Below are 23,225 nucleotides of genomic sequence, written 5' to 3'. Positions count from 1 at the left end.
ACAGGGGATTTATCATGCATGGCCTGCATCTGATCGACGAGCTCTATGACTGCCGCTGCGACCCGCAACTGCTGGCCGATGCCGCAGCGCTGCGGGGGCTCTGTCTGGCAACCTGTTCCGCCGACGGCTTGACGCCTGTCGGTCTGGTCTTTCATCAGTTCGGCAACGCGCTGGAACCCGCTGGTGCGACGGGAGCGGTGGTGCTGGCCGAGTCGCATCTGGCCGTGCATACCTGGCCGGAAACGAAATCCGTATCCCTCGACCTCTACGTCTGCAACTTCAGACAGGACAACAGCAGCGCAGCCCGCAACGCCTGCCGGCGTTTGATCAGTGCCTTTGCGCCCACGCGCGTGCTGCGACGCGAACTGGTACGCGGATTGCCGGAACTGGCCGGGCCGATCGACCCCACCGGCGAAAGTGATTAGGCGCAGGATCAAGGGGTATACTTCCCGCTTCTGTCCAACAAGAAACACAGGGAGGCTTCGTGGAATCGCTCCGCATCACGCTCGAACAGTCCGAGATCCCCACGCACTGGTACAACGTCGTCGCCGACATGCCCAATCCGCCACTGCCACCGCTCGGGCCGGATGGCAAACCGGTGTCCCCGGAGCAGATGGGGATGATCTTTCCGATGGCGATCCTCGAGCAGGAAATGTCGGCCGAACGCTGGATTCCGATCCCCGATGCGGTACGCCAGGTCTACCGGCTGTGGCGCCCCTCACCCTTGATTCGTGCCCGCAGGCTGGAGGAAGCGCTCGGCACGCCGGCCAGGATCTACTACAAGTACGAAGGCGTTTCCCCGGCCGGTTCGCACAAGCCCAATACCGCCGTACCACAGGCTTTCTACAACCAGCAGGCTGGCATCAAGCGCATCACCACCGAAACCGGCGCCGGGCAATGGGGGTGTTCGATGGCCTTCGCCGGCCAGATGTTCGGCCTCGAGGTGCGCGTCTACATGGTCAAGATCAGCTACGATCAGAAGCCTTTCCGCCGCTCGATGATGCAGACTTGGGGCGCCGAGGTGTTTGCCAGTCCGTCGGCCATGACCCGGACCGGGCGTGCAATCCTGGAACGTGATCCCGGGAATCAGGGCTCGCTCGGCATCGCCATCTCCGAGGCCGTCGAGGAGGCGGCGTCACGGGCAGACACCAGTTACGCCCTGGGCTCGGTGCTCAATCATGTGGCGCTGCACCAGACCATCATTGGACAGGAAGCGAAAAAGCAGTTCGAAAAGGCCGGCGACTGGCCGGATGTCATTTTCGCACCCTGCGGTGGCGGCTCGTCGTTTGCCGGTGTGGCCTTCCCGTTTCTCGCCGACAACGCGGCTGGCGGGCGCCATGGCCGACCGACTCGGCTGGTGGCCGTCGAGCCGAGTTCCTGCCCGACCCTGACCAAGGGCATCTATGCCTACGACTTCGGCGACGCCTCGGGCTTCACGCCACTGATGAAGATGTACACCCTCGGCCACGACTTCATGCCACCGGGCATCCATGCCGGTGGCCTGCGTTATCATGGCGATTCGCCACTGGTTTCGCAGCTCTACCATGAAGGCCTGATCGAGGCTGTTGCCGTGGCGCAACTGGCGACCTTCGAAGCCGGCGTGATGTTCGCCCGCGCCGAGGGCGTGATTCCCGCACCGGAGTCCAACCACGCGATCCGCGCGGCCATCGACGAAGCGCTGCGCTGCAAGGCAACTGGCGAGGCACGGACGATCTTCTTCAATCTCACGGGGCACGGACACTTCGACATGGCTGCCTACGACCGCTATTTTGCCGGTGAACTCGAGGATTTCGAGTACCCGGCTGAAGCCATCAGAACGTCGCTGGAACATCTGCCGAAGGTGGGATGATTGCCAACATGCGTATCGCCGTGTTCCTGCTGTTGCTGGCCAACCTGCTGGTGCTGGTGTGGACGCGCGGCTACCTCGGCGCGCCGGCCAATCCCGACGCGCGGCGTGCCGAGCAGCAGTTGCTTCCCGAGCAGGTGAAGGTCGTCGGGCGGGCGAAACCACCGCAGGCGACGAACAGGAAAGACGAAGACGAAAAAGCCGCCGACGGGAAGGGCGCCGTCGCCTGCCAGTTCTGGAGCGATCTGCTCAGCGCCGACGCGGATCAGGTCGAGCGCCTGCTGGCGGAACAGTTCTCGGCGTTCAAGGCAACGCGGCGGACGATCGCCGAGAACAGCGGCTACTGGGTCTATGTCCCGCCACTGGCCAACAAGGAGGAAGTCAACAAAAAGACCGCTGAATTGCAACTGCTGGGCATCCAGGATTTCTTCGTCGTGCAGGCCAGCGGGCCCAACCAACTGGCCATCTCGCTGGGCACCTACCGCACCGAGGAAGCGGCCAAGGCAGGGCTGGAAGGCTTGCGCGCCAAGGGCGTCAAGTCGGCAAAAATGAGCGAGCGCAAGGGTAAGCCACCGTTCAACACCCTCGAAATCCGTGGGCCTGCAACCCAGGCCGATGCTCTGCGCCAGGCGATTGTCGCACTGCTGCCGAAAGCCAGCCCGACCGCCTGCAAAGTCAAGACCGAGGCGGCGCCATGAGCTTCGTGGTGGGGCTTACCGGTGGCATCGGCAGCGGCAAGAGTACGGTCGCCGAACTGTTCGTTCAACACGGCGCCGCCCTGGTCGATACCGATGCCATCGCGCATACTCTGACTGCCCCGCAGGGCGCGGCCATGGCCGCGATCAGGAACGCCTTTGGCGAGCGCGTGCTGCGGGCCGACGGTGGCCTGGACCGCGCCGCGATGCGCAGCCTGGTTTTTTCTGATCATACGGCGAAGGCGACACTCGAAGCCATCCTGCATCCACTGATCCGAGAGCATAGCGAGGCGCGTTGCGCAGATGCCACAAGTGCTCCGTACGTGTTGCTCGTGGTACCTTTGCTGGTCGAATCGGGCAGCTACCGCCGCCGCGCCGACCGGATCCTCGTCGTCGATTGCGACGAGGCGGTACAGATTGCTCGCGTCATGACGCGTAGCGGACTCACCGCCGGAGAGGTCGAGGCGATCATGGCCACGCAGGCGTCACGACTCGAAAGGCGCGCGGCGGCAGACGATGTGGTGCTCAACGATCGCGAACTCGGCGCTCTGGAGCCACAGGTCGACGGTCTGCATCGCCAGTATCTTGAACTGGCCATGGCCAAAGCTCATGCTGGGCGTTGAGGTTTTGCTGCAAATGATTCAGAATTATCGAAAATCCCCGTTCCCGGCGCTGGCGGCAGTGTGATCACATACGAATATCCTTTCAATGAACGCATACGCACGCTGTTGCGTCTGGAGGATTTGTTCCAGAAGGCTGGCAGTTTCCTGCAGCGGGATGGATCCCAGGAGCACCATGTTGTCCTGTTGACGCTTTTCGAAATCCTCGATGTCGCAGGGCGCGCCGACCTGAAAATGGATCTGATTCAGGAACTCGAACGCCAGCGCCAGAGCCTGCAGCTTTTTCGCAACAATCCGGATATTTCCGAAGAAGCCCTCTCCGGCGCCCTGTACGAGATCGAGCACGCCTCCGCCGCGTTGCTGGGCATGACCGGAAAAATGGGGCAGCATATTCGTGACAACGACTGGCTGATGAGCATCAAGAGTCGAGCCAGCATTCCCGGCGGCGTCTGCGAGTTCGACCTGCCGTCATACCACTACTGGCGTCATCAGGCCCCCGGCATTCGCCGTGACGCCCTGCTGGCCTGGCTGCAGCCCATGCTGCCGCTGCGTGACGCGCTGGCCATCGTGCTGCGCCTGTTACGTTCCAGTGGCCGTCCCGAGCACCACGTGGCTACCGGCGGCGCCTTCCAACTCATGCTTGGCGGTAGTAGCTCACAGATGGTGCGTATCTCGCTCAAGCTGCACGATCCCTATATCCCTGAAATCAGCGCCAACAAGTACGCGCTGAACATCCGCTTCACACGACCCGACAGCGATCACCGGCCGCGGCATTGTGACAACGATGTCGAGTTTGACATGCTGTTCTGCAACCTCTAGGCAGGTTCCAGACGTTGCAGAACGAGCAAGAACCAAGCTAACGCCCCGATTATTCGGGGTTTCTTGTTTCTGAACGTGTCGTAACGTAGCAGGACAATGCACCCTTCCTGAGTGGCTACGTGAGTAGCCACAGCGACGCTGACTAGCCAGGGGCGAGAGGACTGGGCATTGACGGTTGGACAAGGCCGGTATATCTATATGGAATATTTGTAATTCTCGCCCACCAATGACAAAACACACCCCGTTTGCATTCTCCGTCTCGCCAATCGGCTCGACTGCTGTGCTTCGGCGCAGGTCAGGGCTGGCGGTCGACCTGATCGGCTGCCCAGGCGATCCAGCAGGCGCAAGGACACATCGTTCCGTACGGCGAACAGCGTTGTCTGCAAACCGCTGCGCATTCTCAGCACTTTGCCGCCAGCCTCTGCGGTTCACCGACCAAGCTCGGTAAAAGACCCCTCAGACTTGCTCAGGTAAGTTCGCCGCAAGCGATACAGACCATCTGTGCGCAAAGTCAACGTTTGCGCAACGCCGGGGCAATCGGCGCACGGCACTACCTCGAAGAAAGTGGCAGGCAGTTCGACGCCGAGAGAAGTCGCCGGTTGGGTAGTGGGATTTGCCGACACGCCAGTGATCGCTGGCCGCGCCGTCCGCACTTTCTCAAGTACCAGGTCGACCTGGTACGGCGCACCGCTCGTCAGTACGGCAAGTCGGGAACGCGTGCAATCTGTGCCGCATCCGCTCCCTCCCTGCGCCAGGCGCCCGCGAATCTCCGTGCCTCCCAGCCGTCGAGCCCGAGACGCAGCGAGCGCCCTGCACCTCACACTGGCGTCCGTTTCGCCGGACAACTCGGCGTACTTGTGGGCATCACCGCGCGGGGTGAGCATCAGGCCTTCGCCGGTGCAGATAGCGGCAAACGGATGCTTGCCAGGGGTGAATCAGGAGTGTATTAATATTCCTTTCTACGTCGATCAGGAGGACTGCAAAATGCCAGACACTCGCTTCAAGCCTCTACCTTTGACCAGGCTCACGAGAGGCGTCCCCTGTTTCCTCCCCCAAGCGGCCGTGCGCACCGGGGTGGATGCCACTTCGCCGGCATTGGCGGTCATGACCGATCTCCAGCACGTCACACTCGTCACGATTGCTCGCGATACCTCTCTCGACGAAGCCAACAGGATCATGCGCCTGTGCCATGTGCGCTACCTGCTGGTCGCCGATGCGCAGAGACACCTGCTCGGGATCGTGACCGACGCGGGCACGAAGGGCGACAAGCCGCTGGCCGTGGCTCATACGCTGGGTGTGCGCCCAAGTGAACTGGTGGTCGGCGATGTGATGGTCAACAAGCACGACGACGCCCAGGTCATGCACCTGTCGGATGTGACTGCGGCAAAGGTGGGCAACATTATCGCTACCCTCAAGGAGTTGGGCACACCTTTCTGCCTGGTCGTGGATCACGACGCCGAGGACAATCACGTGCTCTGTGGCGTCTTTTCCTTGTCTCAGATCGAGCGCCAGATGGGGCTTGAGTTGCATGGGGAAGAAATCGCACAGACCTTTTCGCAGGTAGTGACATCTCTGGGCCATTGAAGTCATAGGCTTTCTTGATCCGTTGCAGGACTGACAGACTGGCGTGCGAGGACGCACCGGTTTCGTTCGCAGGCGCCGATTCTGCTGGTTATTCTGTCAACCACCCGGATACCCGATCGGAAGCGACGGCTGACACCCCTGCTGTTGTCAGATTGGATGCTGCTATTACGGGATTAAGCTTGGCTTAAGCTGTTTGTCGGACGATCGTTCGGAGTTGGTGCGTGCTGATCAGGACGTACGGCAGCAGGCAGCAGCAAGCCATGCGCCATGATGGGTATGGACCGCGGTAGAATGCGCGCAATTGATTGGGAAGGTGAGTGAGCCATGGGTACCCATAACGAGGCCCCCGAGATTTCTTTCGACGACCCGGGGCGGCACGGCATGACGCAGCGGGTCACCTGGATCAGCGTGGTGGTCAATGTTTTCCTGACCCTGGCGCAGGTGGTCGCGGGTATCCTCGCCCATTCCCAGGGCCTGATCGCCGACGGTTTGCATTCGCTCTCCGATCTGGTGTGTGACTTCCTGGTTCTTTTTGCTGCCCATCATAGCCGGGATCCAGCGGACGAGACACATCCGTACGGGCATGCCCGTATCGAAACCGCTGCGTCGTTCGCCCTCGGAGCGATTCTGGCAGCGACCGGCGCGGGTATCATCTGGGGCGCAGGGGTCAAGTTGCAAAACCTGGAAGGTTTGCCGCCGGTTCAGCAGTTGGCCTTATGGACGGCGATTCTGGCGTTGGCGGCGAAGGAGGGGCTGTTTCGTTACATGCTGCATGTCGGAGAGCGCCTGCGCTCTCCGATGTTGATCGCCAATGCCTGGCACGCCCGCTCCGATGCGGCCTCGTCACTCGTGGTGGCCCTGGGGATCATCGGCAATCTGCTGGGCTACAACTTTGCTGACTCGGTAGCGGCGGTCATTGTCGGCTTCATGATCGTCCGCATGGGGGTCGTGTTTTCCTGGGATGCCGTCCAGGAGTTGATCGATACCGGACTGTCGGCCGAAGAGGTCGCCAGCATCCGCCAGGTGATCGTCGATACCCCTGGTGTCGGCAGTCTGCACGAACTACGGACGCGCCGCATGGCGCATCGTTCGCTGGTTGATGCGCATGTTTGCGTCGATGCGCGGATCAGCGTTTCGGAAGGTCACCGTATTGCCGAGATGACCCGCAAACGGGTGCTCGATAGTCACCCCTCAGTCTCCGATGTTCTCGTCCATGTCGACGTCGAGGACGATCTGGAGCACGACACCAAGAGCCAGAGCCTGCCGGATCGCAGCGAGTTGCTGAAGCAGTTGGCACCACTGCTCGTCGACCTGCCGCAACCCCAGCGCGTCGTCCTGCACTATTTCAATGGTCGGGTTGAAGCCGAACTTCATCTGCCCCGGCAAGCACTCGAAGACCTCGCCGCTGTCACCAGGGTTGAGCACGCGATCGCCAGGCGCCTGGCTGAGCACCCCTTGCTGCGCTCGCTGTCGATCAATTATGGACGGCAGGTCTTTCCTGCCAGAACGCACTGATGTCTCCTGCGTACGTTGCCACCAGCAACGTCATGTTGTCTCAGGTGTGGTCATCGAGTGCGCGAGTGCTGCGACCTCGGCGGTGCGTTTGCTCCAGCCCGCGCCGAAGACGTCAAAGTTGTCGAGAGAACGGTAGTAGGCCAGGCGCGCCTCGGTCAGGGCATCGATCAGTTTGCCGGCGTCGGTAGCCGTTGCCGCAGCCAGGGTCAGTGGTCCCAGCGATCCATCGGCGGTAACCCCCACGGCGCGCTGCATCAGTTTTACCGAGGTGCGTGGGCCGGCGTTTACGCCGAAATCGAACAGCATCAGATCCACCCCTCGCGGCAGGTCTCCGCAGCGCATCGGTAACCAGTAGTTGGCACGGTAGATCTCCGCTGCCTCCCGCCTGGTCAGCGCCTTGAGGTCGGCGAGCAGTTTCGCCTTGGCCTCCTCGGTGATCTCTTCGAAGTTCAGTCCTTGCCACGATGCCAGCGTGCGGAGGGTAATGCCCAAGTTGGTTGGTCCACCGCGGTCGCGGGGATGGTCGGAAAAGCCGCCTTCCTTGTCCACCACGATGGCCAGGCAGCGCTCGAAATTGGCATCGCCGGACGACGCAGCAGGTTTGGCCGCGGGCGCGACGGGGTTCGCGGCCGAAGCCAGCGTCTGGACCATGCGTTCGGTTGCCGCGGCATGCGTGGCTTGCAGGTTGAGCGTCGCAGTCTGCAGGTCGCGCGCCGTCGAATCCTTGTCGCGTGAGCCCTGGGATGATCCGAGCCAGAAATTCACGACGGTGGCGAAGGCCGCAGCCAAGGCACCAACGGTGATGTTGATGATGCTCGTCAGTTCGGCCGGAAATGCCTTGTCCGTCATGATGAGGACGAGCAGGATCCCGAAGAAGCCGACGGTGACGATCACCGAAACGACTGGCGCCCCCCAGGCGACCGAACTGCCGGACTTGACCAGATCGACCATGGTGTTGCGCGCCCCCTGGGTGTTCTCGAGAGCTTTCTGCTGCGCCGCCAGTTCCGCCTGGCGCTTCTGCTCGGCGGCGCTGTCCATCGCCTTCTGGGTTTCCAGTGCGATCTCTGCCAGACGAATGCGCAACTGGCCAGCCAGCGCGGGATCCGCGGCGAGCTTGCGCTGCGCCTCGATGGCGTCCGGAGTGCCGGTGACTTCCTGGACGACGTTGGCGACAGTCGTTGCCACGTCGCCGGCCTTGTCGCCGGCGATCATCTTGATGAGTTCAGGGACGATGGACAGAGCCAGCGGAACGAGCGGCAGCATCGGCGTTCTCCCAGGAAAAGGCAGCGGCAGGTTCACCAGTAGCGTCAGGAGTATCTCTCGCCGTGGCGAGTGCCGTCAAGCCGGCTCCGACTGCCGGGTTGTCGGGGTCACCCGGCTGGTTTATCGCGCCGGTGACTGAGCCTGCATCAGTTTTTGCTCGATCTTGGCCAGCGGAACGGCACCGGGGATGCGCTCGCCATCGGCGAAGAAGATCGTCGGCGTGCCGTTGATGGCCAATCTTCGTCCGGTCTCGACGCTCTTCTTGACCGCTGTCGTGTCGCAGTCGCCCTTGCCGCCGGGCGCCTTGCCATCGATCATCCAGTCGTTCCACGCCTTCGCCTTGTCAGCGGCGCACCAGATTTGATTGGACTTTTCCAGGGAATCCGGCGAAAGGATGGGGTACAGGAAGGTGTAGATGGTCACGTTGTCCAGTTTGGCGATTTCCCGGGCCATCTTCTTGCAGTAGCCGCAGTTCGGATCTTCGAAGGTGGCCAGAACCCGTTTACCGTCGCCGCGCACCTGCTTTACCGCAAGTGCCAATGGCAGGTCGGCGAACTTGATGGCGGTGAGCTTCTGCATACGCCCGTCGGTCACGTTCTTCATCGTCTTGCCGTCGATCAGTGCGCCAAGAAGCAGTGCTGAAACCTTTTCGTCGGTGTAGACGATCTGGCCGTCTACGTAGACTTCATAGAGGCCAAGATAGGGGGTCTTGGTGACGCTGGTCACCGCGCCTCCCAGCTTGCCTTCAACAGCCTTCTTGACGCTGGCCTCATCGGCCAGACTGGGCATGCTCAGGGCCATGGCGAGCGTGAGCGGCACTATTGTCTTGTACATCGGGGGCATTTCTCCGGGGTAGAGGGGTTGTCGCTTCAGAAGGCGCCGGTGGCGTACCGCACAAGCATGTTTTTTACGACAGGCAAAGCGTTCGTCAGGTTCATTCCCAGATTGCGCAAGGTCCTGAACCCAGGGAAGTCCTGCTGGAAGAGGTGGTGCAGGGCGTGCGTGGTGGCTTGCATGAGCAGTGTCTCTTCGCGCCGCTGCCGCTGGTAAGCCTTGAGCAGGCGTTCGCTGCCGATGTCCTGCCACTCGGGCCTCGCTGCCAGCAGCTCGGCCAGGGTTCTGGCGTCCTGGTAGCCGAGGTTGATGCCGTGGCCGGAAAGTGGGTGAATTCCGTGCGCCGCGTCGCCAAGCAGTGCCAGTCTTGGAGCGACGATCTGCGGCACGCGCACCAGGCGTAGCGGGAAGGCTGTTGCCGGGGTGAGAAGCGTGAACGGACCCAATTCGCATTCGCCGGCAGCGGCGACCCGCGAGCAGAGTTCTTCAGCCGGTAAGGCCAGCAGTGCGCGCGCGTTCTCGTCGGGAGTGGACCACACGATGGAGATGCGATTGCCTGCCAGCGGCAGCCAGGCCAGCACTCCGTCACGGCGAAACCACTGGCGCGCGATACCACGATGCGGCGTCTGGCACTCGAAATTTGCGACCACACCCATTTCGTCATACGCAGTGACGTGCGCCCTCAAGCCAAGCGCGGTACGTGTCCAGGAGTCGCGTCCGTCAGCGCCGACCAGCAAGCTGGCGGCCAGCGTTCTACCGTCGGTCAGAGTCAGCAGCGCGCTGGCGGTGCCCATTTCGAGTTTGGCTGGCGTCGCGGGACACAGCAGGGTGACATTGCTCTGACGCTTGACGTTTTCCCAGAGTTCGCAGGCCATCAGCGACGACTCCAGGATCCACCCGAGTTCTGGGAGACCGGCGGCGTAGGCCGAAAAATCCAGGCGCGCGCCACCGTCGCCAACGACCTTCATGGCGGAAATCGGCGCCATGCGCTCGGCCGGCAGGTGCTTCCAGATGCCGATCGTCTGCAGGAAGTCGGCATTGGCCGGTGATACGGCGTAGACACGCGCATCCCAACCCGGTGCGGGGTGCGGCGGGCGTTGTTCCACCAGAGCGATCTTGAGGCGCGTGTCGCGCAGGGCACAAGCCAGCGCAAGGCCGGCCAGGCCACCACCAACGATAATGACGTCGAACCTCGTGACTTGCATGCCTTGTAACTCAGAGAAATGAAAGATGTGCCGCCCACGGTCGGGAATTTACAAGCGTGGCCAGTGATGTTAGAACTTCATCATCATGATCCCCAACGCCAACTTTCCCTGCCTCGGCTACTTTCCGGCCATTGTCCGCGTCGAGTGTGATTCCCCAATAGATGCGCTCGTCGCGGCGTGCATCCCGCGTCACGAGGCAATGGACCTGGTCGCCGCCTCTTGGTCCAAGGGGGGGACGGCGTGTATTGTTGCCACTCTCGACGGTGGTCGCCAAGTCGTCGTCCTGCGTACCCCGGAAGGGCGCTGGGCCGCGTGCAATGCCTTCCTGGGCAAGCTCTGTGCTACCCACCAGGAGGCAGAACGGCGATTGAGCCAACTGCTAAAACACTCTCGCCAGGGTTACGTGGTCTGCCTGGAGAGTGGTTAAACAGTACCGATGGCCGCGGTTGGGGGCGCTGCCCCCGAACCTGGCAGGCCAGCGGATGTCTGTCGGAACGCTCACCGCATTGTGCCGGGGGCCGAGTCGTCCAATCGAGGGAACCCAGGCCCCTGCGCCGCAGCATTGGCGATGGCCGGCGTCAGCCAAATTAACTCGGGTTGGCCTTGAGGCACTCGCTCATGAACTGCTTGCGCTCGTCACCCTTGAGTTGCTTGCTGCCGGCTTCCCCGTTGCAGGCTTTCATCTTCTCCTGCTGGGTCGCTTTTGCCGGCTTTGCCCCGAGGCAGGTGCTCATGAACTGCTTGCGCTCGTCGCCCTTGAGTGCCTTCTCTGCGGCCTGCGCGTTGCAGGCTTTCATCTTGTCCTGCTGCGCTTGCTGGGCGGCCGAGGGTTCTTTCTTCTCTTCGGCCGCAAGAGAGCTGCCGGCAGCAAAGACTAGGGCGACAAGGGCGATCACGGCTTTCATCGGAGGTTTCTCCTGAGGGTTGAGGAAGTCTGCTGATTAAGCCACTGCTACAGGTCGTCGTCAAGGAGCGCTTGCTGCTGCCGGTTGATGAAGTCGCCCATGCTGTCTATGCCACGCAGTTGCAGAATGCTGTTGCGCACCGCCGCCTCAAGCAGGACGGCGATGTTTCGCCCGGCCGCGACCGGGATCACCACCTTGCGTATGGGTACCCCGAGGATCTCCTGGGACTGCGCATCGAGTGGCAGGCGAGGACCATCGGCGCTGCTGAGCGGCTTCTGCAGATGCACGATCAACTTGAGTTTCATCTTCCGGCGCGATGCGGTTTCACCGAAGATGGTGCGGATATTGAGGAGGCCCAGGCCCCGCACTTCAAGATAGTCGCGCAACATACTCGGACAGCGTCCTTCGATCGTCGTCGGTGCGATGCATGACAGTTCGACGACGTCGTCGGCAACCAGGCCATGACCACGAGAGATCAACTCCAGCGCCAGTTCGCTCTTGCCAACGCCGGAATCGCCGGTAATCAGGACGCCCATGCCCAGCACGTCCATCAAGACGCCGTGCACTGATGTCGAGCCGGCCAGACGTCGGGAAAGATAGATGCGCAACAGGTCAATCACCGCCGAGCAGGGCTTCGGACTGACAAAGAGAGGCGTTGCGGTTGACTCGCAGGCCTCGCGAATCGCCGGCAGGATTTCAACGTCATCAGCAATGATCAGCGCCGGTGGCCTGGCGGCCATCAACTCCCTGACCTGGTAGCGCAAGCGATCGGCCGTTACCCGGCAGCCCCAGGCGGTTTCCGCCCGACCAATCACCTGCAGCCGTTCGGGATGAATCAGGTTGAGGTGCCCAACGACATCAGCACCGAAATAGCCCTGATCCTTGAGCTCGATCTGACGGTCGACACCGACGGCGACGACCCATGAAAGCTTGAGTTTTTCACGGTGGTCGTCATAGAGCTGCGCGACGCTGAACTGACGCCGGGTGTTCATCTTTAGCCGGCAAAAATCTGACGAATCACACTGGCGTCTGCGGCCTTGGCCAAAGCTTCTCGACAATTGCGGTCGGAAAAGTGTTGCGCCAGTTCGGACAGGATTTGCAGGTGCTGTTCGGTCGCCACTTCGGGCACCAGCAGGACGAACAGCAGTGACACCGGTTTCCCGTCCGGGGAATCAAACGCTACCGGTGCGGCCAGGCGCAGGAAGGCGCCGGTCGCATCCTTGAGGCCCTTGATACGTCCGTGCGGAATGGCAACACCCTGACCGAGACCGGTAGAGCCCAGCTTCTCGCGTGCAAACAGGCTGTCGAACACCGTGCTGCGTGCGATGCCGAGATAGTTTTCAAAGAGCAGCCCGACATGTTCAAAGACGCGTTTTTTGCTGCTCGCGTCCAGATCAAGAATGATGTTTTCTAGGGGCAGTAGTTGGGTGATCTGGCTCATGCGACAAAAACCCGAAAAGGCGGACGTGGAAGAATGCAAAAAAGGAAGCACACGGAGCGAGGGCCTGTTGCCGCTCAGTCCGTGCGCAGACTACACCAACTTCACTCGGCGACGATGTGATCGGTAATCTTGTTTCCGCGATGGTGGTCCTGCAGTTTCTGCTTGTACTTCTGCACCTGCCGCTCAAGCTTGTCTACCAGGCCATCCACCGCTGCGTACAGGTCCTCGTCGACAGACTCCACGTATACATCCTTGCCAGCGAGATGAACGGTAACTTCGGCCTTCTGCTTCAGCTTGTCCACCGACAGAATCACGTTGACGTCTATTACGTTATCGAAGTGACGAGTGATTCGCTCGAGCTTGCCGGTGACGTAATCGTGCAGCGCCGGGGTGATCTCGAGGTGGTGACCACTGACTTGCAGGTTCATGATGTGGCTCCTTTTGCTAAATGGACTTGCGTAAGTTGACCGGCGGGATGCTGAGCGCTTCACGGTATTTTGCAATTGTTCGCCGTGCGACAACAATGCCCTGCTGACCAAGAACCTCGGATATCTGGCTATCCGAGAGAGGCTTCTTAGGCTCTTCGGCGCTGATCATCTGCTTGATCAGCGCCCGAATGGCCGTTGCTGAACACGCCCCGCCAGCATCCGTGCTGACGTGACTGCCAAAGAAATACTTCAACTCAAAGATCCCACGCGGTGTTGCCATGTACTTCTGGGTCGTGACCCGCGAAATGGTCGATTCATGCAATCCGAGTACCTCGGCGATTTCACGCAGTACCAAGGGTCTCATCGCGACTTCACCATGATCCAGAAACTGACGCTGACGTTCCACAATAGCCTGCGCCACACGCAGGATCGTGTCAAACCGTTGCTGTACATTCCTGATCAGCCAGCGGGCCTCCTGGAGTTGACCCGCGAGGCCGGAACCGCGCTGCCTGGCCAGAATCTGGGCGTAGAGGCTATTGATCCGCAGTCGAGGAAAGGCGTCGGAATTGACGTTGACCAACCATTGCCCGCGCATTTTGCGCACCACGACATCGGGTGTGATGTAGCGGGTGTCGGGCGAGGCATAAGCGGCTCCGGGCCGCGGATTCAGGCTGCAGATCAGCAAATGCGCTGCGCGCAGTGCATCGTCATCACAACCGGTATGTTTCTTGAGTCTCGGGAAATCGTGGCTGGCCAACAGTTCGAGATGCTGGCCGACGATCTGCATCGCCAGCGAGCGGGTCTGATCAGCGGGGAGCACTTCCAGTTGCAGCGTGAGACATTCCTGGGCGGTGCGGGCGCCGACGCCGGTGGGGTCGAAATGCTGCAGGTGCCTGAGCGCGATCTGCAGTTCTTCCGGCGCTATTTCCAGTTCCTCGGGCATCGCTTCCGAGAGCTCCGCGAGTGACTGGGTAAGGTAGCCGTCATCGTCGAGAGCCTCGACCAGACATCGCACCAGGACGCGGTCACGGTCGGAGAGAGTCATCAGGCCCAGTTGCGCCAACAGGTGCTCGCGCAAGGAAACCGTTGCCGCCTGGATGTTTTGATAATCGCCGTCGCCGTCGTCATCGTCGTCGAAGGAACCGGACGAACCCGCAGTAACGGCCTGGTCGCCCAGCCAGCTGTCGTCCTCGGCCTGAGAGTGTTCGCCTTGCTCGGCAGCGGCGCCCGCCTCGGCAGGGGCGTCCGCGTTGCCCTCGTCGCGCGGCGTTTCGGGTGTGCGGTAGTCCTCCTGGCGTTCGAGCAGCGGGTTGTCCAGTAAATACTTTTCCAGCTCCTGCTCAAGTTCAAGCGTCGACAGTTGCAACAATCGGATCGACTGCTGCAACTGCGGGGTCAATGCAAGATGCTGGGAAAGCTTGAGCTGGAGGGATGGTTTCATCTACGGAACCGGGTAAGCCGCCGCTTTGGCATGGAAAACTCCCCGCATGGTTCTCGAATTATGGCTGCAGGCCGTTGGGTTCAGAGGCGGAAATTTTCACCCAGATACACCTTCCGGACATCGTCATTATAAATGATTTCCTCCGGCCGACCAGCGGCAAGGACGCTACCGTCGTTGATGATGTACGCGTGGTCACAAATGCCCAGCGTTTCGCGAACGTTGTGGTCGGTAATCAGCACTCCGATGCCGCGTTCCTTGAGGAAACGGATGATTTTCTGGATGTCGAGCACGGCTATCGGGTCGACGCCGGCGAAAGGCTCGTCAAGCAGGATGAATCGCGGTCCGGTGGCGAGAGCACGGGCGATCTCCACCCGTCGCCGTTCTCCACCGGAAAGGGAGGTTGCGGGGCTGATGCGCAGGTGGCTGATGTGCAGTTCTTCGAGCAGACTTTCCGTGCGGCTATCGATTTCGTCGGCCGACAGGTTCTGCAGCTCGAGTACCGCCTTGATGTTTTCGCTTACCGTCAACTTGCGGAATACGGAAGCCTCCTGCGGCAGATACGAAACACCCAGGCGCGCGCGCTTGTGAATCGGCAAATGCGTCAACTGCACATTGTCGAGATGAACGTCACCTCCATCACATGCAATCAGGCCGACCACCATGTAGAAGCAGGTGGTCTTGCCGGCACCGTTCGGGCCCAGCAATCCCACGACTTCGCCGCTGACCACGTCGAATGAAACGTCATGCACTACCGTGCGTGACTTGTAGCGCTTGTTGAGCTTGCGGGTGGACAATCTGCTCTGCTGGTCTGGCATGGGTTCAATCATCTTCAACAGTGGCGCGCAACAGGCGCCGAATGGTTTCTGCGGAAAAGCCCCGGGCGGCCAGGAAGCGCATCTGCCGGGCACGTTCGGTGGTGTCGTCGGCGCCATGCGGATTACTGCCGAAGCGCTTCTGCCAGACGCGCCGCGCCCGTGTCAGTTCGTCCTCGCCGGCAGCCAGGCTGGCACTCACCAGTTCGTCTGCAACTCCCCTGGAACGGAGTTCATAGGCCAGGCGTGCGTCGCCCAAACGGATACCCCGGGACTTGACACGTGTCTCCGCGTAGCGGGCATCGGAAAGCAGATGCCGGCTTGTCAGTTCGTCGAGCAAGGCATCCAGCTGTTCCGGCGACTCGGCCAGGGACAACAGCTTGCCAGCCAGCTCCTTGCGCGTGTGTTCGCGGCGAGTCAGCAGACCCAAAGCGCGTTCGCGCAACCCTTTCAACAGCACTGCCGGGAACTCACGACGCTGCGATCGCAGCCGGTGATGGGACTTTCACCGCGGCACGGATTCTCGCTTCGATTTCCTGGGCAATCTGCGGCTTGCTCTTGAGATACTCGCGGGCATTGTCCTTGCCCTGACCGATCTTCTCGCCGTTGTAGGCGTACCAGGAGCCGGACTTGTCGACCAGTTTGTGCAGCACTCCGAGTTCGATGATCTCCCCTTCGCGCGAGGTACCTTCGCCATAGAGGATGTCGAAGATGGCCTCGCGAAAAGGTGGTGCGACCTTGTTCTTCACCACCTTGACGCGCGTTTCGTTGCCGATGACCTCGTCACCCTTCTTGATGCTGCCGATGCGGCGGATGTCGAGGCGTACCGACGCGTAGAACTTGAGGGCATTGCCACCTGTCGTCGTTTCGGGACTGCCGAACATGACCCCGATCTTCATGCGGATCTGGTTGATGAAAATGACCAGGGTATTGGTACGGTTGATATTGGCGGTCAGCTTGCGTAGCGCCTGGCTCATCAGGCGGGCCTGCAGGCCGGGCAGGGAATCACCCATCTCGCCTTCGATTTCCGCCTTCGGGACGAGCGCGGCAACCGAGTCGATCACGACGACATCGACACTTGCCGATCGGACCAGCATGTCGGCGATTTCCAGCGCCTGTTCGCCGGTGTCCGGCTGCGAGATGAGAAGCTCATCAAGGTTCACTCCGAGTTTCTGCGCATAGCCAGGGTCGAGAGCGTGCTCGGCATCGATGAATGCTGCCGTGCCGCCGAGTTTCTGCATTTCGGCAATGACCTGCAGGGTCAGGGTCGTCTTTCCCGACGACTCGGGGCCATAGATCTCGACCACCCGACCGCGAGGTAGCCCACCAATGCCAAGGGCTATGTCGAGTCCGAGTGAGCCAGTCGAAACGACCGGGATGTCGGTGACGACGCTACCTTCACCCATCTTCATGATCGAGCCCTTGCCGAACTGCTTTTCGATCTGGGCCAGCGCTGCGGCTAGCGCCTTCGACTTGTTGTCGTTCATTGCCTATCCTTTTCCTTGGTTGAGAGGAATTATCCCACGTTCGACCGTGCTGAACATTGCCGTAGCAGGGCTGCCAATATACTGGAAATATGTACAGCAGTGAACCGGCAGCTGGCTGCGTGGCGCTGCCCCGCCGTGAGCCGGCGGACTGCGCCAGCTCACGGCGGGGCAGCGCTGCTGCTTTCCTGGAGCTCGATAAGAAACAGCAATTCACGCACACTGCTCAAGGAAAAGCCTCGTCGCTCACCATTGCGATTGTCTCGCAAGAGTTGGTTCAGGTAGGCCAGACACTCGGGAGAACCCCAGGTACGGGCAACCTCGCTGCAGATATGCGGCAGTTTCCCGAGTGTTGGCAAACGGGTCAGCAATTGTTCGATCGATGCGGCGTCGGTGGCGGACAGCTTCGGGTCCGGCGCGTCGCCCATCGTTTCCCAATCCGCCGGAGCAACATTGAAATGACGCTGCAGTTTGACGGCCAGCGTTTCGAAGGCGGCACGCTGCTGATCCTGCCGGTAAACTTCAAGCAGCTTGAGCCAGGGAGTCAGTGCCGCCTTCGGATGGTGCTCGATGAACTCTTCAAGAGCCTCCTCTGCCCCCTTGACGCGACCGAAGGAAACCATGATCTCCGCCAGTTCGAGCACGGTTGTCACTTCATCCTCACCTTTGGGCGACACCGGAACCGCCGTCGGGAACCAGTCCTCACGTGGGCGAGATGCCGTAGCGGTCGTCTGGATCTCGCGAACGATGGACAATTCTTTTACCTGCCCGGTGGTCGGCAATTGCCCATCACCGCCCCCCGTAGCGCCCGCGGTATCCGCGAGGCCCGCGGGCGCTGCCATCTCCGGCAGCTGCGAAACCTTGCCGGAGCGACGCCGAAGTAGCCAGGCCAGGCCGGCAATCAGCCCGAGCAGAAGGGCAGCCTCAAGCCACCAATCGGATAACTCGACACGGGGCGCTGCCTGAGCGGCAGCCACCTGAACCGGCTGCCTGCTTGTGGCAGCGTTCGCTGTCGGCTGCGGGTTGCTGGTTGCTGCCGTGGATTGTGTCGCCCGCGCGTCGTTCTTCTTCGCCAATTCCCCGAGCGTGGCGTCGAGTCGGCGTAGCCGTTCGGCGACAGCCAGTTGTTGCTCGGCCTGCGTATACAGGGCCGACAACAGTTTGTACTCGATACGCAGTATCGAGCGCCTTTCCTCGCTGGTTCGGCCCAGGAGTTGTGTTGACAGGCGCGTGCTCAGACGCAGGGGCAGGTCATCTTCCGGCTGCCAACGCGCGCTTTCGCTGTCGCTGGATAGGAGCAGGCGGTCGGTTGCGCCGCCTCCGACCGACAGTTTCCGGAGTGGCTCTCTGGCCGGCTGGGCCCTGGGCAGCGCTTCGTCATGAGCAAATGCCGGGGGGCTTACGGCCGCACCGAGAGGCGATCGGGGCGGCCGGCTATTCTGGGCATTGAGCGGTGCACCGGCGGTCGTCGGCGGCCGCGCTGTGGTTTCGCCAACGGGCGCGCCGCGGGCGCCAGGAAGCTCCTGCAGTCCTTGCGGCATTCTGGTCCGCGGGGGATCGATCAGCAACAGGTAGTTGCGATTGACTTCGGCGCCACAGCCTGCACGCAGATTGAGTTGCAGCAGCGGTTCGTTGATGGGCTGGTCGGAAACGATACGTAGCCGTAGCCCGCCGCCACGCTGCTCAACGCTGACGCGCGCGCGCGTCAGCAGCGGGACTTCGGCATCCTCCCCTGCTGACTGGCCGAGGCGAAAGCATTCTGCGAGCGGCCGCTTTTCGGCCGTCACCTCAAGCAGTTGGACCTCTGCCTCGAAGCGTGCGCCAAGATGCGAAAGGACGGTCAACTTGCCCAGACCAAGTGCTTGGGCCTCGCCAGTGAGCAGGCACAAGAACGGCAGCAGCAAGAAAACGACTCGAAAACAGGGAATGTCGAGGACTATCGAACGCATTGGCAGGTGAGGTACGTTTAAGCAACCCATTCTACATTCCATTCTGGCGCGATACGTACTTGCCGAACTGCCTTGCCCGTTCGAAGAGCGGCTGCAGGAAATTGGCCTTCAGGCGAGTCCGTGACGTGCTCGTAGCAGGATCCCCGTCAGTGCATGCGCCACCGACTGTGCCCGTACCGCCTCCCGGTCGCCTTGAAAATGGCGCGTGTCGGTGTCGATGCGCCGTTTCGGCCCGGTCCAGGCGAAACAGACAGTTCCAACCGGCCGGTCAGGTGAACCGCCGCCCGGGCCAGCTATACCGGTGATGGCCAGTGCCCAGTCGGCATGACTGTGCTGCACTGCTCCCAAGGCCATGGCCGCGGCGATCGCTTCGCTGACCGCGCCATGCGCTGCCAGGGTGTCGGCACCGACGCCCAGCAACTCGATCTTGGCGGCATTCGAATAGGTGATGAAGCCGCGCTCGAACCAGCATGAACTGCCGTCGATCGCGGTCAGGCACTGTCCCACCCAGCCGCCCGTACAGGATTCGGCCGTGGCCAGCTTCTCGCCGTTGCGCACCAGCAGTTGCCCGACTTCGGCCGCAAGCGCTTCGAGCGCTGCCTGATGGTCGTCACTCATTCGAGCACGAAGCGCAGAATTGCCAGGACCAGCAGTGTATAGCCGGCCGCGACCAGATCATCACACATCACGCCAAAGCCATTCTTCACCTTCTCATCAAAGTAGCGCGCCGGCTGTGGCTTGACGATGTCGAAAAAACGGAACAGGCCGAAGGCTATGGCTTGCCATAAGCCCGGCGTCGGGCAGAACAGCAGGACCGCCCAAAAGGGGACGATTTCGTCCCAGACGATGCTGCCATGGTCGACGACCCCGAGGTCTGCGCCGGTCTTGTGCACTGCCAGAACCCCGCCGACGAAACAGAGGAAGAGTAAACCGAGGAACTCCAGGTCGCTCATCCACGGCCGCAGCAGCGGGAAGGACGCCCAGGCGAAGAGGGTGCCTACGGTCCCCGGTGCCCGTGGCGAGAGACCGCTGCCGAAGCCGCAGGCCACCAGGTGCGCCGGATGCGCGAGCAGGAAACGGATCGAAGGGGGGCTAGCCAAAGTGATCGAATCCTCTTTCGTTGAACGCCTGCGCTTGTCCGTCCGCATCGAGGAGCCGCAGACGAGAATCTCCGGTGCCGACGACGAGACCGAATCGCCAGAGGGGCAAGGCGAGTTGCGCAGCGAGTTCGGTGATTTCGGCGCGCTTGTCGGGTGGCGCAGAGAACACCAGTTCGTAGTCGTCGCCGCCGGCGAGCTGGCATTGACGAGCCAGCAGTGGGTCTACTCCCGTCGGCAGTGGCGGCAACTGCGCCACGAAGACCTCTGCGGCAACGCCGGAGCGCTTGAGGATATGATCGAGATCGGCGAGTAGCCCATCCGAAACGTCGATCGCGGCATGCGCCAGGCCACGCCGGCGCAATTCCAGCCCGAGCTCGACGCGCGCCATGGGGCGTTGCAAGGCGTCAAGACAGCGTCGTGCCAACTCCGCGGGCAGTTGCGTCCGGCCCTGCAGTTGGGCCAGCCCCAGAGCGGCAAGGCCGGGTTGTCCTGAAACCCAGAGCTCGTCGCCGGGCACGGCGTGGTTGCGTTGTAACGCCGTGCCGGCAGGCAGCTCACCGAGGGCCGTCAGACACAGGTTGAGCGGGCCGCGCGTCGTGTCGCCACCGACCACATCGACGCCGTAGTGACTGGCGCAGGCAAAGAGCCCGTCGGCAAAAGCGCCTATCCACGCCGTATCCGCGGCGGGCAGACTAGCGGCAAGCAAGGCCCAGCGTGGTCTGGCTCCCATCGCGGCGAGATCGGAGAGGTTGACCGCCAGTGTCTTCCAGCCGAGCTGGCCGGGGTCGGTGTCGGGCAGGAAGTGTGTTCCGGCGACCAGCATGTCGGTGGTGATCGCCAGACTCATCCCGGGTGTGGGAGTCAACAGGGCGCAATCGTCACCGGGACCAAGCGTGGCCTGCGGCGTCGCCCGGGAGAAATGGCGTTCAATCAGTTCGAATTCGCTGGGCATGCCTGTGCCGCTGGCCGAATCAGAAGCCGTTGCTGTTCAACGTCCGCGGCCGCGGGCGGCACGCTTGGCTTCGACCTCGGCTGGACGCAAGCGGGCGGCCAACTTGTCGAGCACCCCGTTGACGTACTTGTGGCCGTCCGTTCCACCATAGGCTTTGGCCAATTCGATCGACTCGTTGATGATCACCCGGTATGGCGTCTGCGGGTGGTTACCCAACTCGAAAGCGCCGGCCAGCAGAACACACGCCTCAATCGGCGACAATTCGTTGAACGGACGGTCGAGGCAGGCTTGCAGCTGTGTTTCCAGGGCGATGCGCTCGCTGAGAACACCACGTAACAGTCCGACGAAGAACTCGCGGTCGGCCTTGTCGAAGTCGTCGATGTCGCGCAGATGCGCTTCGATTGCCGCTTCGTCGTTGCCACTGACCTGCTGCTGGTAGAGCCCCTGCAGGACCAGTTCGCGGGCTCGCCGACGTGGGGATCTGGGCGTCGCAGCTTTGCTGTCGGGTGTGCTGCGTGGCCCTCCGGTCATCACGATACCTCCCGGAGTGCGCGCAGCAGGCGGGCCATCTCGACGGCGGCTCGGGCGCAGTCGGCCCCTTTGGGTTGCATGCGGGCGAGTGCCTGGTCGTCGTCTTCGCAGGTCAGGATGCCGTTGGCGATGGGTACGCCGCTGTTGAGCTGGACTTCCATCAACGCCCGGCAGGAATCGTTGGCGACGATCTCAAAATGATAGGTTTCGCCGCGGATGACGGCACCAAGCGCAACCAGAGCATCAAAGCGGCCGCTGCGGGCCATGGTCTGCAGCGTCAATGGGATTTCCAGTGCCCCCGGGACACTGGCGATGGCAATGTTGCGGTCGGCGACGCCAAGCTGCTTGAGTTCGGCCGTGCACGCACTGAGCAGACCTTCACCGATGTCCTGGTTGAAACGGCTCATGACGATGCCGATCGCCAGACCGTCGCCTTCAAGCGAAGCGTCATACTCGTAGATGTTCTCGTAGCGCACCCGAGGAGGATGTAGGCTTCCGGGGATTTTCGGGGTGCCCATCAGAGTTTTTCCAGTTCGGACGGAGTGGCGATGTGGCCGGTAATTTCGAGATCGAAGCCGGTCATGCTCGGCATGCGACGCGGGCTTGACAGGATCTTCATCTTGCCGACGCCGAGATCGCGCAGGATTTGCGCACCGATGCCATAGGTACGGGGATCCCAGCGGGCGGCCGGACGCTGGGCGGCAATCGGCTCACGCAGTGTCGCGAGAATGTCCTGGCCGCTTTCGGGACGATGCAACAACACGATCACGCCGGCGTCTGCGCGGGCCAGCGCCGCTTGCGCCAACTCCAGCGAAAAAGTATGCCGACCGCCGTCCGGGTCGAGGAAGTCGACCACTGAAAGTGGTTCATGCACGCGCACCAGGGTTTCCTTGTCGGCGCGAATCTCACCCTTGGTCAATACCAGGTGCACCTCGTTCGAGGTACGGTCGGTGTAGGCGTGCAGGGTGAATTGGCCGTGGCGCGAACGTACCGGTTTGGAGAGCGTACGTTCGATCAGCGTCTCGTGTCGACTCCGGTAGTGGATGAGATCGGTGATCGTTCCGATCTTGAGGCCATGCGTGCGGGCAAAATCGACCAGATCGCCCAGGCGCGCCATGCTGCCGTCCTCTTTGAGAATTTCGCAGATCACCGCCGCCGGTTCGAGCCCCGCGAGCAGGGCGAGATCGCAGCCGGCTTCGGTGTGGCCCGCACGTACCAGTACGCCGCCTGGCCGGGCCATGATCGGGAAAACGTGTCCCGGCTGCACGATGTCTTCCGGCCGCGCGTTCCTTGCGACTGCGGCCTTGATGGTCAGCGCGCGGTCCTGCGCCGAGATGCCGGTGGTCACCCCTTCGGCAGCTTCGATCGAAACCGTGAAGGCGGTGCTGTATGGGCTCTTGTTGTCGCGCGCCATCTGCGTCAGGCCCAGTTGTCGGCAGCGGCCCTCGGTCAGTGTCAGGCAGATCAGACCGCGCCCAAAACGCGCCATGAAGTTGATGGCTTCCGCAGTGACATGCTCGGCGGCCAGAATCAGATCGCCTTCGTTCTCGCGATCCTCCTCATCCACCAGGACCACCGTACGTCCCGCCCGCATTTCGACAATGATCTCTTCGATCGGCGAGACATCGGCAGAACTGCTCTGTGGTGCCATCTATACCTCCTCTGTGAAACGTGGGTTGCGCCTGGCAGGTTGGGTAAGCTACTTTCTGGCCAACCGGAATTGCGTGAATTCCTGCTGTTCAATGTATGCAGGACCTCGATTCTCTCATTTCCCGGCCGGGCTTCCCATACGGGCGGGCAC

At 61.8% G+C, this 23,225-nt stretch carries 27 protein-coding genes; 8 read left to right on the top strand and 19 right to left on the bottom strand.

What is annotated here, in order from left to right; genetic code table 11:
* Positions 1-14: 14 nt before the first annotated feature.
* Genes speD through zapD form a run of 5 tightly spaced genes read left to right on the top strand, consistent with a single transcriptional unit; the run spans position 15 to position 3,980 of the window.
* Positions 15-425 carry an adenosylmethionine decarboxylase gene (gene speD / locus AC15MQ_RS06690; RefSeq protein WP_483079711.1) on the top strand — a complete coding sequence of 137 codons (411 nt, stop codon included), beginning with the start codon at positions 15-17 and terminating at the stop codon, positions 423-425.
* A 59-nt stretch (positions 426-484) separates the two neighbouring features.
* Positions 485-1,849 (top strand): TrpB-like pyridoxal phosphate-dependent enzyme, encoded by a 1,365-nt coding sequence (locus AC15MQ_RS06685; protein ID WP_483079710.1) that lies wholly within the window; start codon positions 485-487, stop codon positions 1,847-1,849.
* Positions 1,846-2,544 carry an SPOR domain-containing protein gene (locus AC15MQ_RS06680; protein WP_350496178.1) on the top strand — a complete coding sequence of 233 codons (699 nt, stop codon included), beginning with the start codon at positions 1,846-1,848 and terminating at the stop codon, positions 2,542-2,544. Before AC15MQ_RS06685 ends, AC15MQ_RS06680 begins: the two co-directional genes overlap by 4 nt.
* Positions 2,541-3,164: a dephospho-CoA kinase gene (gene coaE / locus AC15MQ_RS06675; RefSeq protein WP_483079709.1), complete on the top strand. Its 624-nt coding sequence runs from the start codon at positions 2,541-2,543 to the stop codon at positions 3,162-3,164. The genes AC15MQ_RS06680 and coaE overlap by 4 nt, the downstream gene beginning before the upstream one ends.
* A 60-nt stretch (positions 3,165-3,224) precedes the next feature.
* Entirely contained in the window at positions 3,225-3,980 is a 756-nt protein-coding gene (gene zapD, locus AC15MQ_RS06670; RefSeq protein WP_287655624.1) for a cell division protein ZapD, read from the top strand.
* Positions 3,981-4,408: 428 nt separating this feature from the next.
* On the opposite strand, the gene AC15MQ_RS06665 is transcribed toward zapD, so the two are convergent.
* Positions 4,409-4,864: a copper resistance protein NlpE N-terminal domain-containing protein gene (locus AC15MQ_RS06665; protein ID WP_353849914.1), complete on the bottom strand. Its 456-nt coding sequence runs from the start codon at positions 4,862-4,864 to the stop codon at positions 4,409-4,411.
* 220 nt (positions 4,865-5,084) lie between these two features.
* Between AC15MQ_RS06665 and AC15MQ_RS06660 the strand changes: the two genes are divergently transcribed.
* Both AC15MQ_RS06660 and AC15MQ_RS06655 read left to right on the top strand, forming a co-directional pair.
* Positions 5,085-5,564, top strand: a complete 480-nt coding sequence (locus tag AC15MQ_RS06660) for a CBS domain-containing protein (protein ID WP_287652960.1) — start codon at positions 5,085-5,087, stop codon at positions 5,562-5,564.
* Positions 5,565-5,888: 324 nt separating this feature from the next.
* The gene (locus tag AC15MQ_RS06655) at positions 5,889-7,079 is read left to right on the top strand and encodes a cation diffusion facilitator family transporter (protein ID WP_483079708.1); all 1,191 of its coding nucleotides are present in this window, start codon (positions 5,889-5,891) and stop codon (positions 7,077-7,079) included.
* A 30-nt stretch (positions 7,080-7,109) separates the two neighbouring features.
* Here the strand turns inward: AC15MQ_RS06655 and AC15MQ_RS06650 are convergent, their stop codons facing one another.
* The 3 genes from AC15MQ_RS06650 to AC15MQ_RS06640 all read right to left on the bottom strand — a co-directional run bounded on the left by AC15MQ_RS06650 (position 7,110) and on the right by AC15MQ_RS06640 (position 10,381).
* Positions 7,110-8,342: a glycoside hydrolase family 108 protein gene (locus tag AC15MQ_RS06650; RefSeq protein ID WP_483079707.1), complete on the bottom strand. Its 1,233-nt coding sequence runs from the start codon at positions 8,340-8,342 to the stop codon at positions 7,110-7,112.
* Between the two features lie 120 nt (positions 8,343-8,462).
* Entirely contained in the window at positions 8,463-9,176 is a 714-nt protein-coding gene (locus tag AC15MQ_RS06645) for a DsbC family protein (RefSeq protein WP_483079706.1), read from the bottom strand.
* A 35-nt stretch (positions 9,177-9,211) separates the two neighbouring features.
* Positions 9,212-10,381: a UbiH/UbiF family hydroxylase gene (locus AC15MQ_RS06640; protein ID WP_287667097.1), complete on the bottom strand. Its 1,170-nt coding sequence runs from the start codon at positions 10,379-10,381 to the stop codon at positions 9,212-9,214.
* Between the two features lie 85 nt (positions 10,382-10,466).
* On the opposite strand from AC15MQ_RS06640, the gene AC15MQ_RS06635 reads away from it, so the two are divergent.
* Positions 10,467-10,808, top strand: coding sequence for a hypothetical protein (locus AC15MQ_RS06635; protein ID WP_287667094.1), 342 nt, complete (start codon positions 10,467-10,469; stop codon positions 10,806-10,808).
* Between the two features lie 160 nt (positions 10,809-10,968).
* Here the strand turns inward: AC15MQ_RS06635 and AC15MQ_RS06630 are convergent, their stop codons facing one another.
* The 15 genes from AC15MQ_RS06630 to ribBA all read right to left on the bottom strand — a co-directional run bounded on the left by AC15MQ_RS06630 (position 10,969) and on the right by ribBA (position 23,075).
* Positions 10,969-11,286 carry a PsiF family protein gene (locus AC15MQ_RS06630; RefSeq protein WP_287652966.1) on the bottom strand — a complete coding sequence of 106 codons (318 nt, stop codon included), beginning with the start codon at positions 11,284-11,286 and terminating at the stop codon, positions 10,969-10,971.
* Between the two features lie 47 nt (positions 11,287-11,333).
* On the bottom strand, positions 11,334-12,278 hold the full coding sequence (gene hprK / locus AC15MQ_RS06625) for an HPr(Ser) kinase/phosphatase (RefSeq protein ID WP_287652967.1): 945 nt from the start codon (positions 12,276-12,278) through the stop codon (positions 11,334-11,336).
* 2 nt (positions 12,279-12,280) lie between these two features.
* A complete protein-coding gene (gene ptsN / locus AC15MQ_RS06620; RefSeq protein WP_287652968.1) occupies positions 12,281-12,727 on the bottom strand; it encodes a PTS IIA-like nitrogen regulatory protein PtsN in 447 nt (148 codons plus the stop codon).
* Positions 12,728-12,828: 101 nt separating this feature from the next.
* A complete protein-coding gene (gene hpf / locus AC15MQ_RS06615; protein ID WP_287652969.1) occupies positions 12,829-13,155 on the bottom strand; it encodes a ribosome hibernation-promoting factor, HPF/YfiA family in 327 nt (108 codons plus the stop codon).
* Between the two features lie 16 nt (positions 13,156-13,171).
* A complete protein-coding gene (locus tag AC15MQ_RS06610; protein ID WP_287667091.1) occupies positions 13,172-14,596 on the bottom strand; it encodes an RNA polymerase factor sigma-54 in 1,425 nt (474 codons plus the stop codon).
* A gap of 80 nt (positions 14,597-14,676) precedes the next feature.
* Complete coding sequence (gene lptB / locus AC15MQ_RS06605) at positions 14,677-15,411, bottom strand: LPS export ABC transporter ATP-binding protein (RefSeq protein WP_287667088.1); 735 nt, start codon at positions 15,409-15,411, stop codon at positions 14,677-14,679.
* Positions 15,412-15,415: 4 nt separating this feature from the next.
* A complete protein-coding gene (gene recX / locus AC15MQ_RS06600) occupies positions 15,416-15,868 on the bottom strand; it encodes a recombination regulator RecX (RefSeq protein WP_332337688.1) in 453 nt (150 codons plus the stop codon).
* A gap of 10 nt (positions 15,869-15,878) precedes the next feature.
* Positions 15,879-16,895: a recombinase RecA gene (gene recA / locus AC15MQ_RS06595; RefSeq protein ID WP_287652972.1), complete on the bottom strand. Its 1,017-nt coding sequence runs from the start codon at positions 16,893-16,895 to the stop codon at positions 15,879-15,881.
* Positions 16,896-17,053: 158 nt separating this feature from the next.
* Positions 17,054-18,796, bottom strand: a complete 1,743-nt coding sequence (locus tag AC15MQ_RS06590; RefSeq protein WP_483079705.1) for a type IV pilus assembly protein FimV — start codon at positions 18,794-18,796, stop codon at positions 17,054-17,056.
* Positions 18,797-18,949: 153 nt separating this feature from the next.
* On the bottom strand, positions 18,950-19,459 hold the full coding sequence (locus AC15MQ_RS06585; protein WP_287652974.1) for a CinA family protein: 510 nt from the start codon (positions 19,457-19,459) through the stop codon (positions 18,950-18,952).
* Positions 19,456-19,989, bottom strand: a complete 534-nt coding sequence (locus AC15MQ_RS06580; protein ID WP_287652975.1) for a phosphatidylglycerophosphatase A family protein — start codon at positions 19,987-19,989, stop codon at positions 19,456-19,458. The genes AC15MQ_RS06585 and AC15MQ_RS06580 overlap by 4 nt, the downstream gene beginning before the upstream one ends.
* Positions 19,934-20,893 (bottom strand): thiamine-phosphate kinase, encoded by a 960-nt coding sequence (gene thiL, locus AC15MQ_RS06575; RefSeq protein ID WP_483079704.1) that lies wholly within the window; start codon positions 20,891-20,893, stop codon positions 19,934-19,936. Before thiL ends, AC15MQ_RS06580 begins: the two co-directional genes overlap by 56 nt.
* Before the next feature lie 36 nt (positions 20,894-20,929).
* The gene (nusB, locus tag AC15MQ_RS06570; protein ID WP_287652977.1) at positions 20,930-21,424 is read right to left on the bottom strand and encodes a transcription antitermination factor NusB; all 495 of its coding nucleotides are present in this window, start codon (positions 21,422-21,424) and stop codon (positions 20,930-20,932) included.
* Positions 21,424-21,942, bottom strand: coding sequence for a 6,7-dimethyl-8-ribityllumazine synthase (ribH, locus tag AC15MQ_RS06565; RefSeq protein WP_287652978.1), 519 nt, complete (start codon positions 21,940-21,942; stop codon positions 21,424-21,426). The genes nusB and ribH overlap by 1 nt, the downstream gene beginning before the upstream one ends.
* Positions 21,942-23,075, bottom strand: a complete 1,134-nt coding sequence (gene ribBA / locus AC15MQ_RS06560) for a bifunctional 3,4-dihydroxy-2-butanone-4-phosphate synthase/GTP cyclohydrolase II (RefSeq protein ID WP_287652980.1) — start codon at positions 23,073-23,075, stop codon at positions 21,942-21,944. Before ribBA ends, ribH begins: the two co-directional genes overlap by 1 nt.
* Positions 23,076-23,225: the final 150 nt, after the last annotated feature.

The organism is Candidatus Accumulibacter propinquus (genome assembly GCF_056856495.1).
This window is presented reverse-complemented; position numbering and strand designations above follow the sequence as displayed.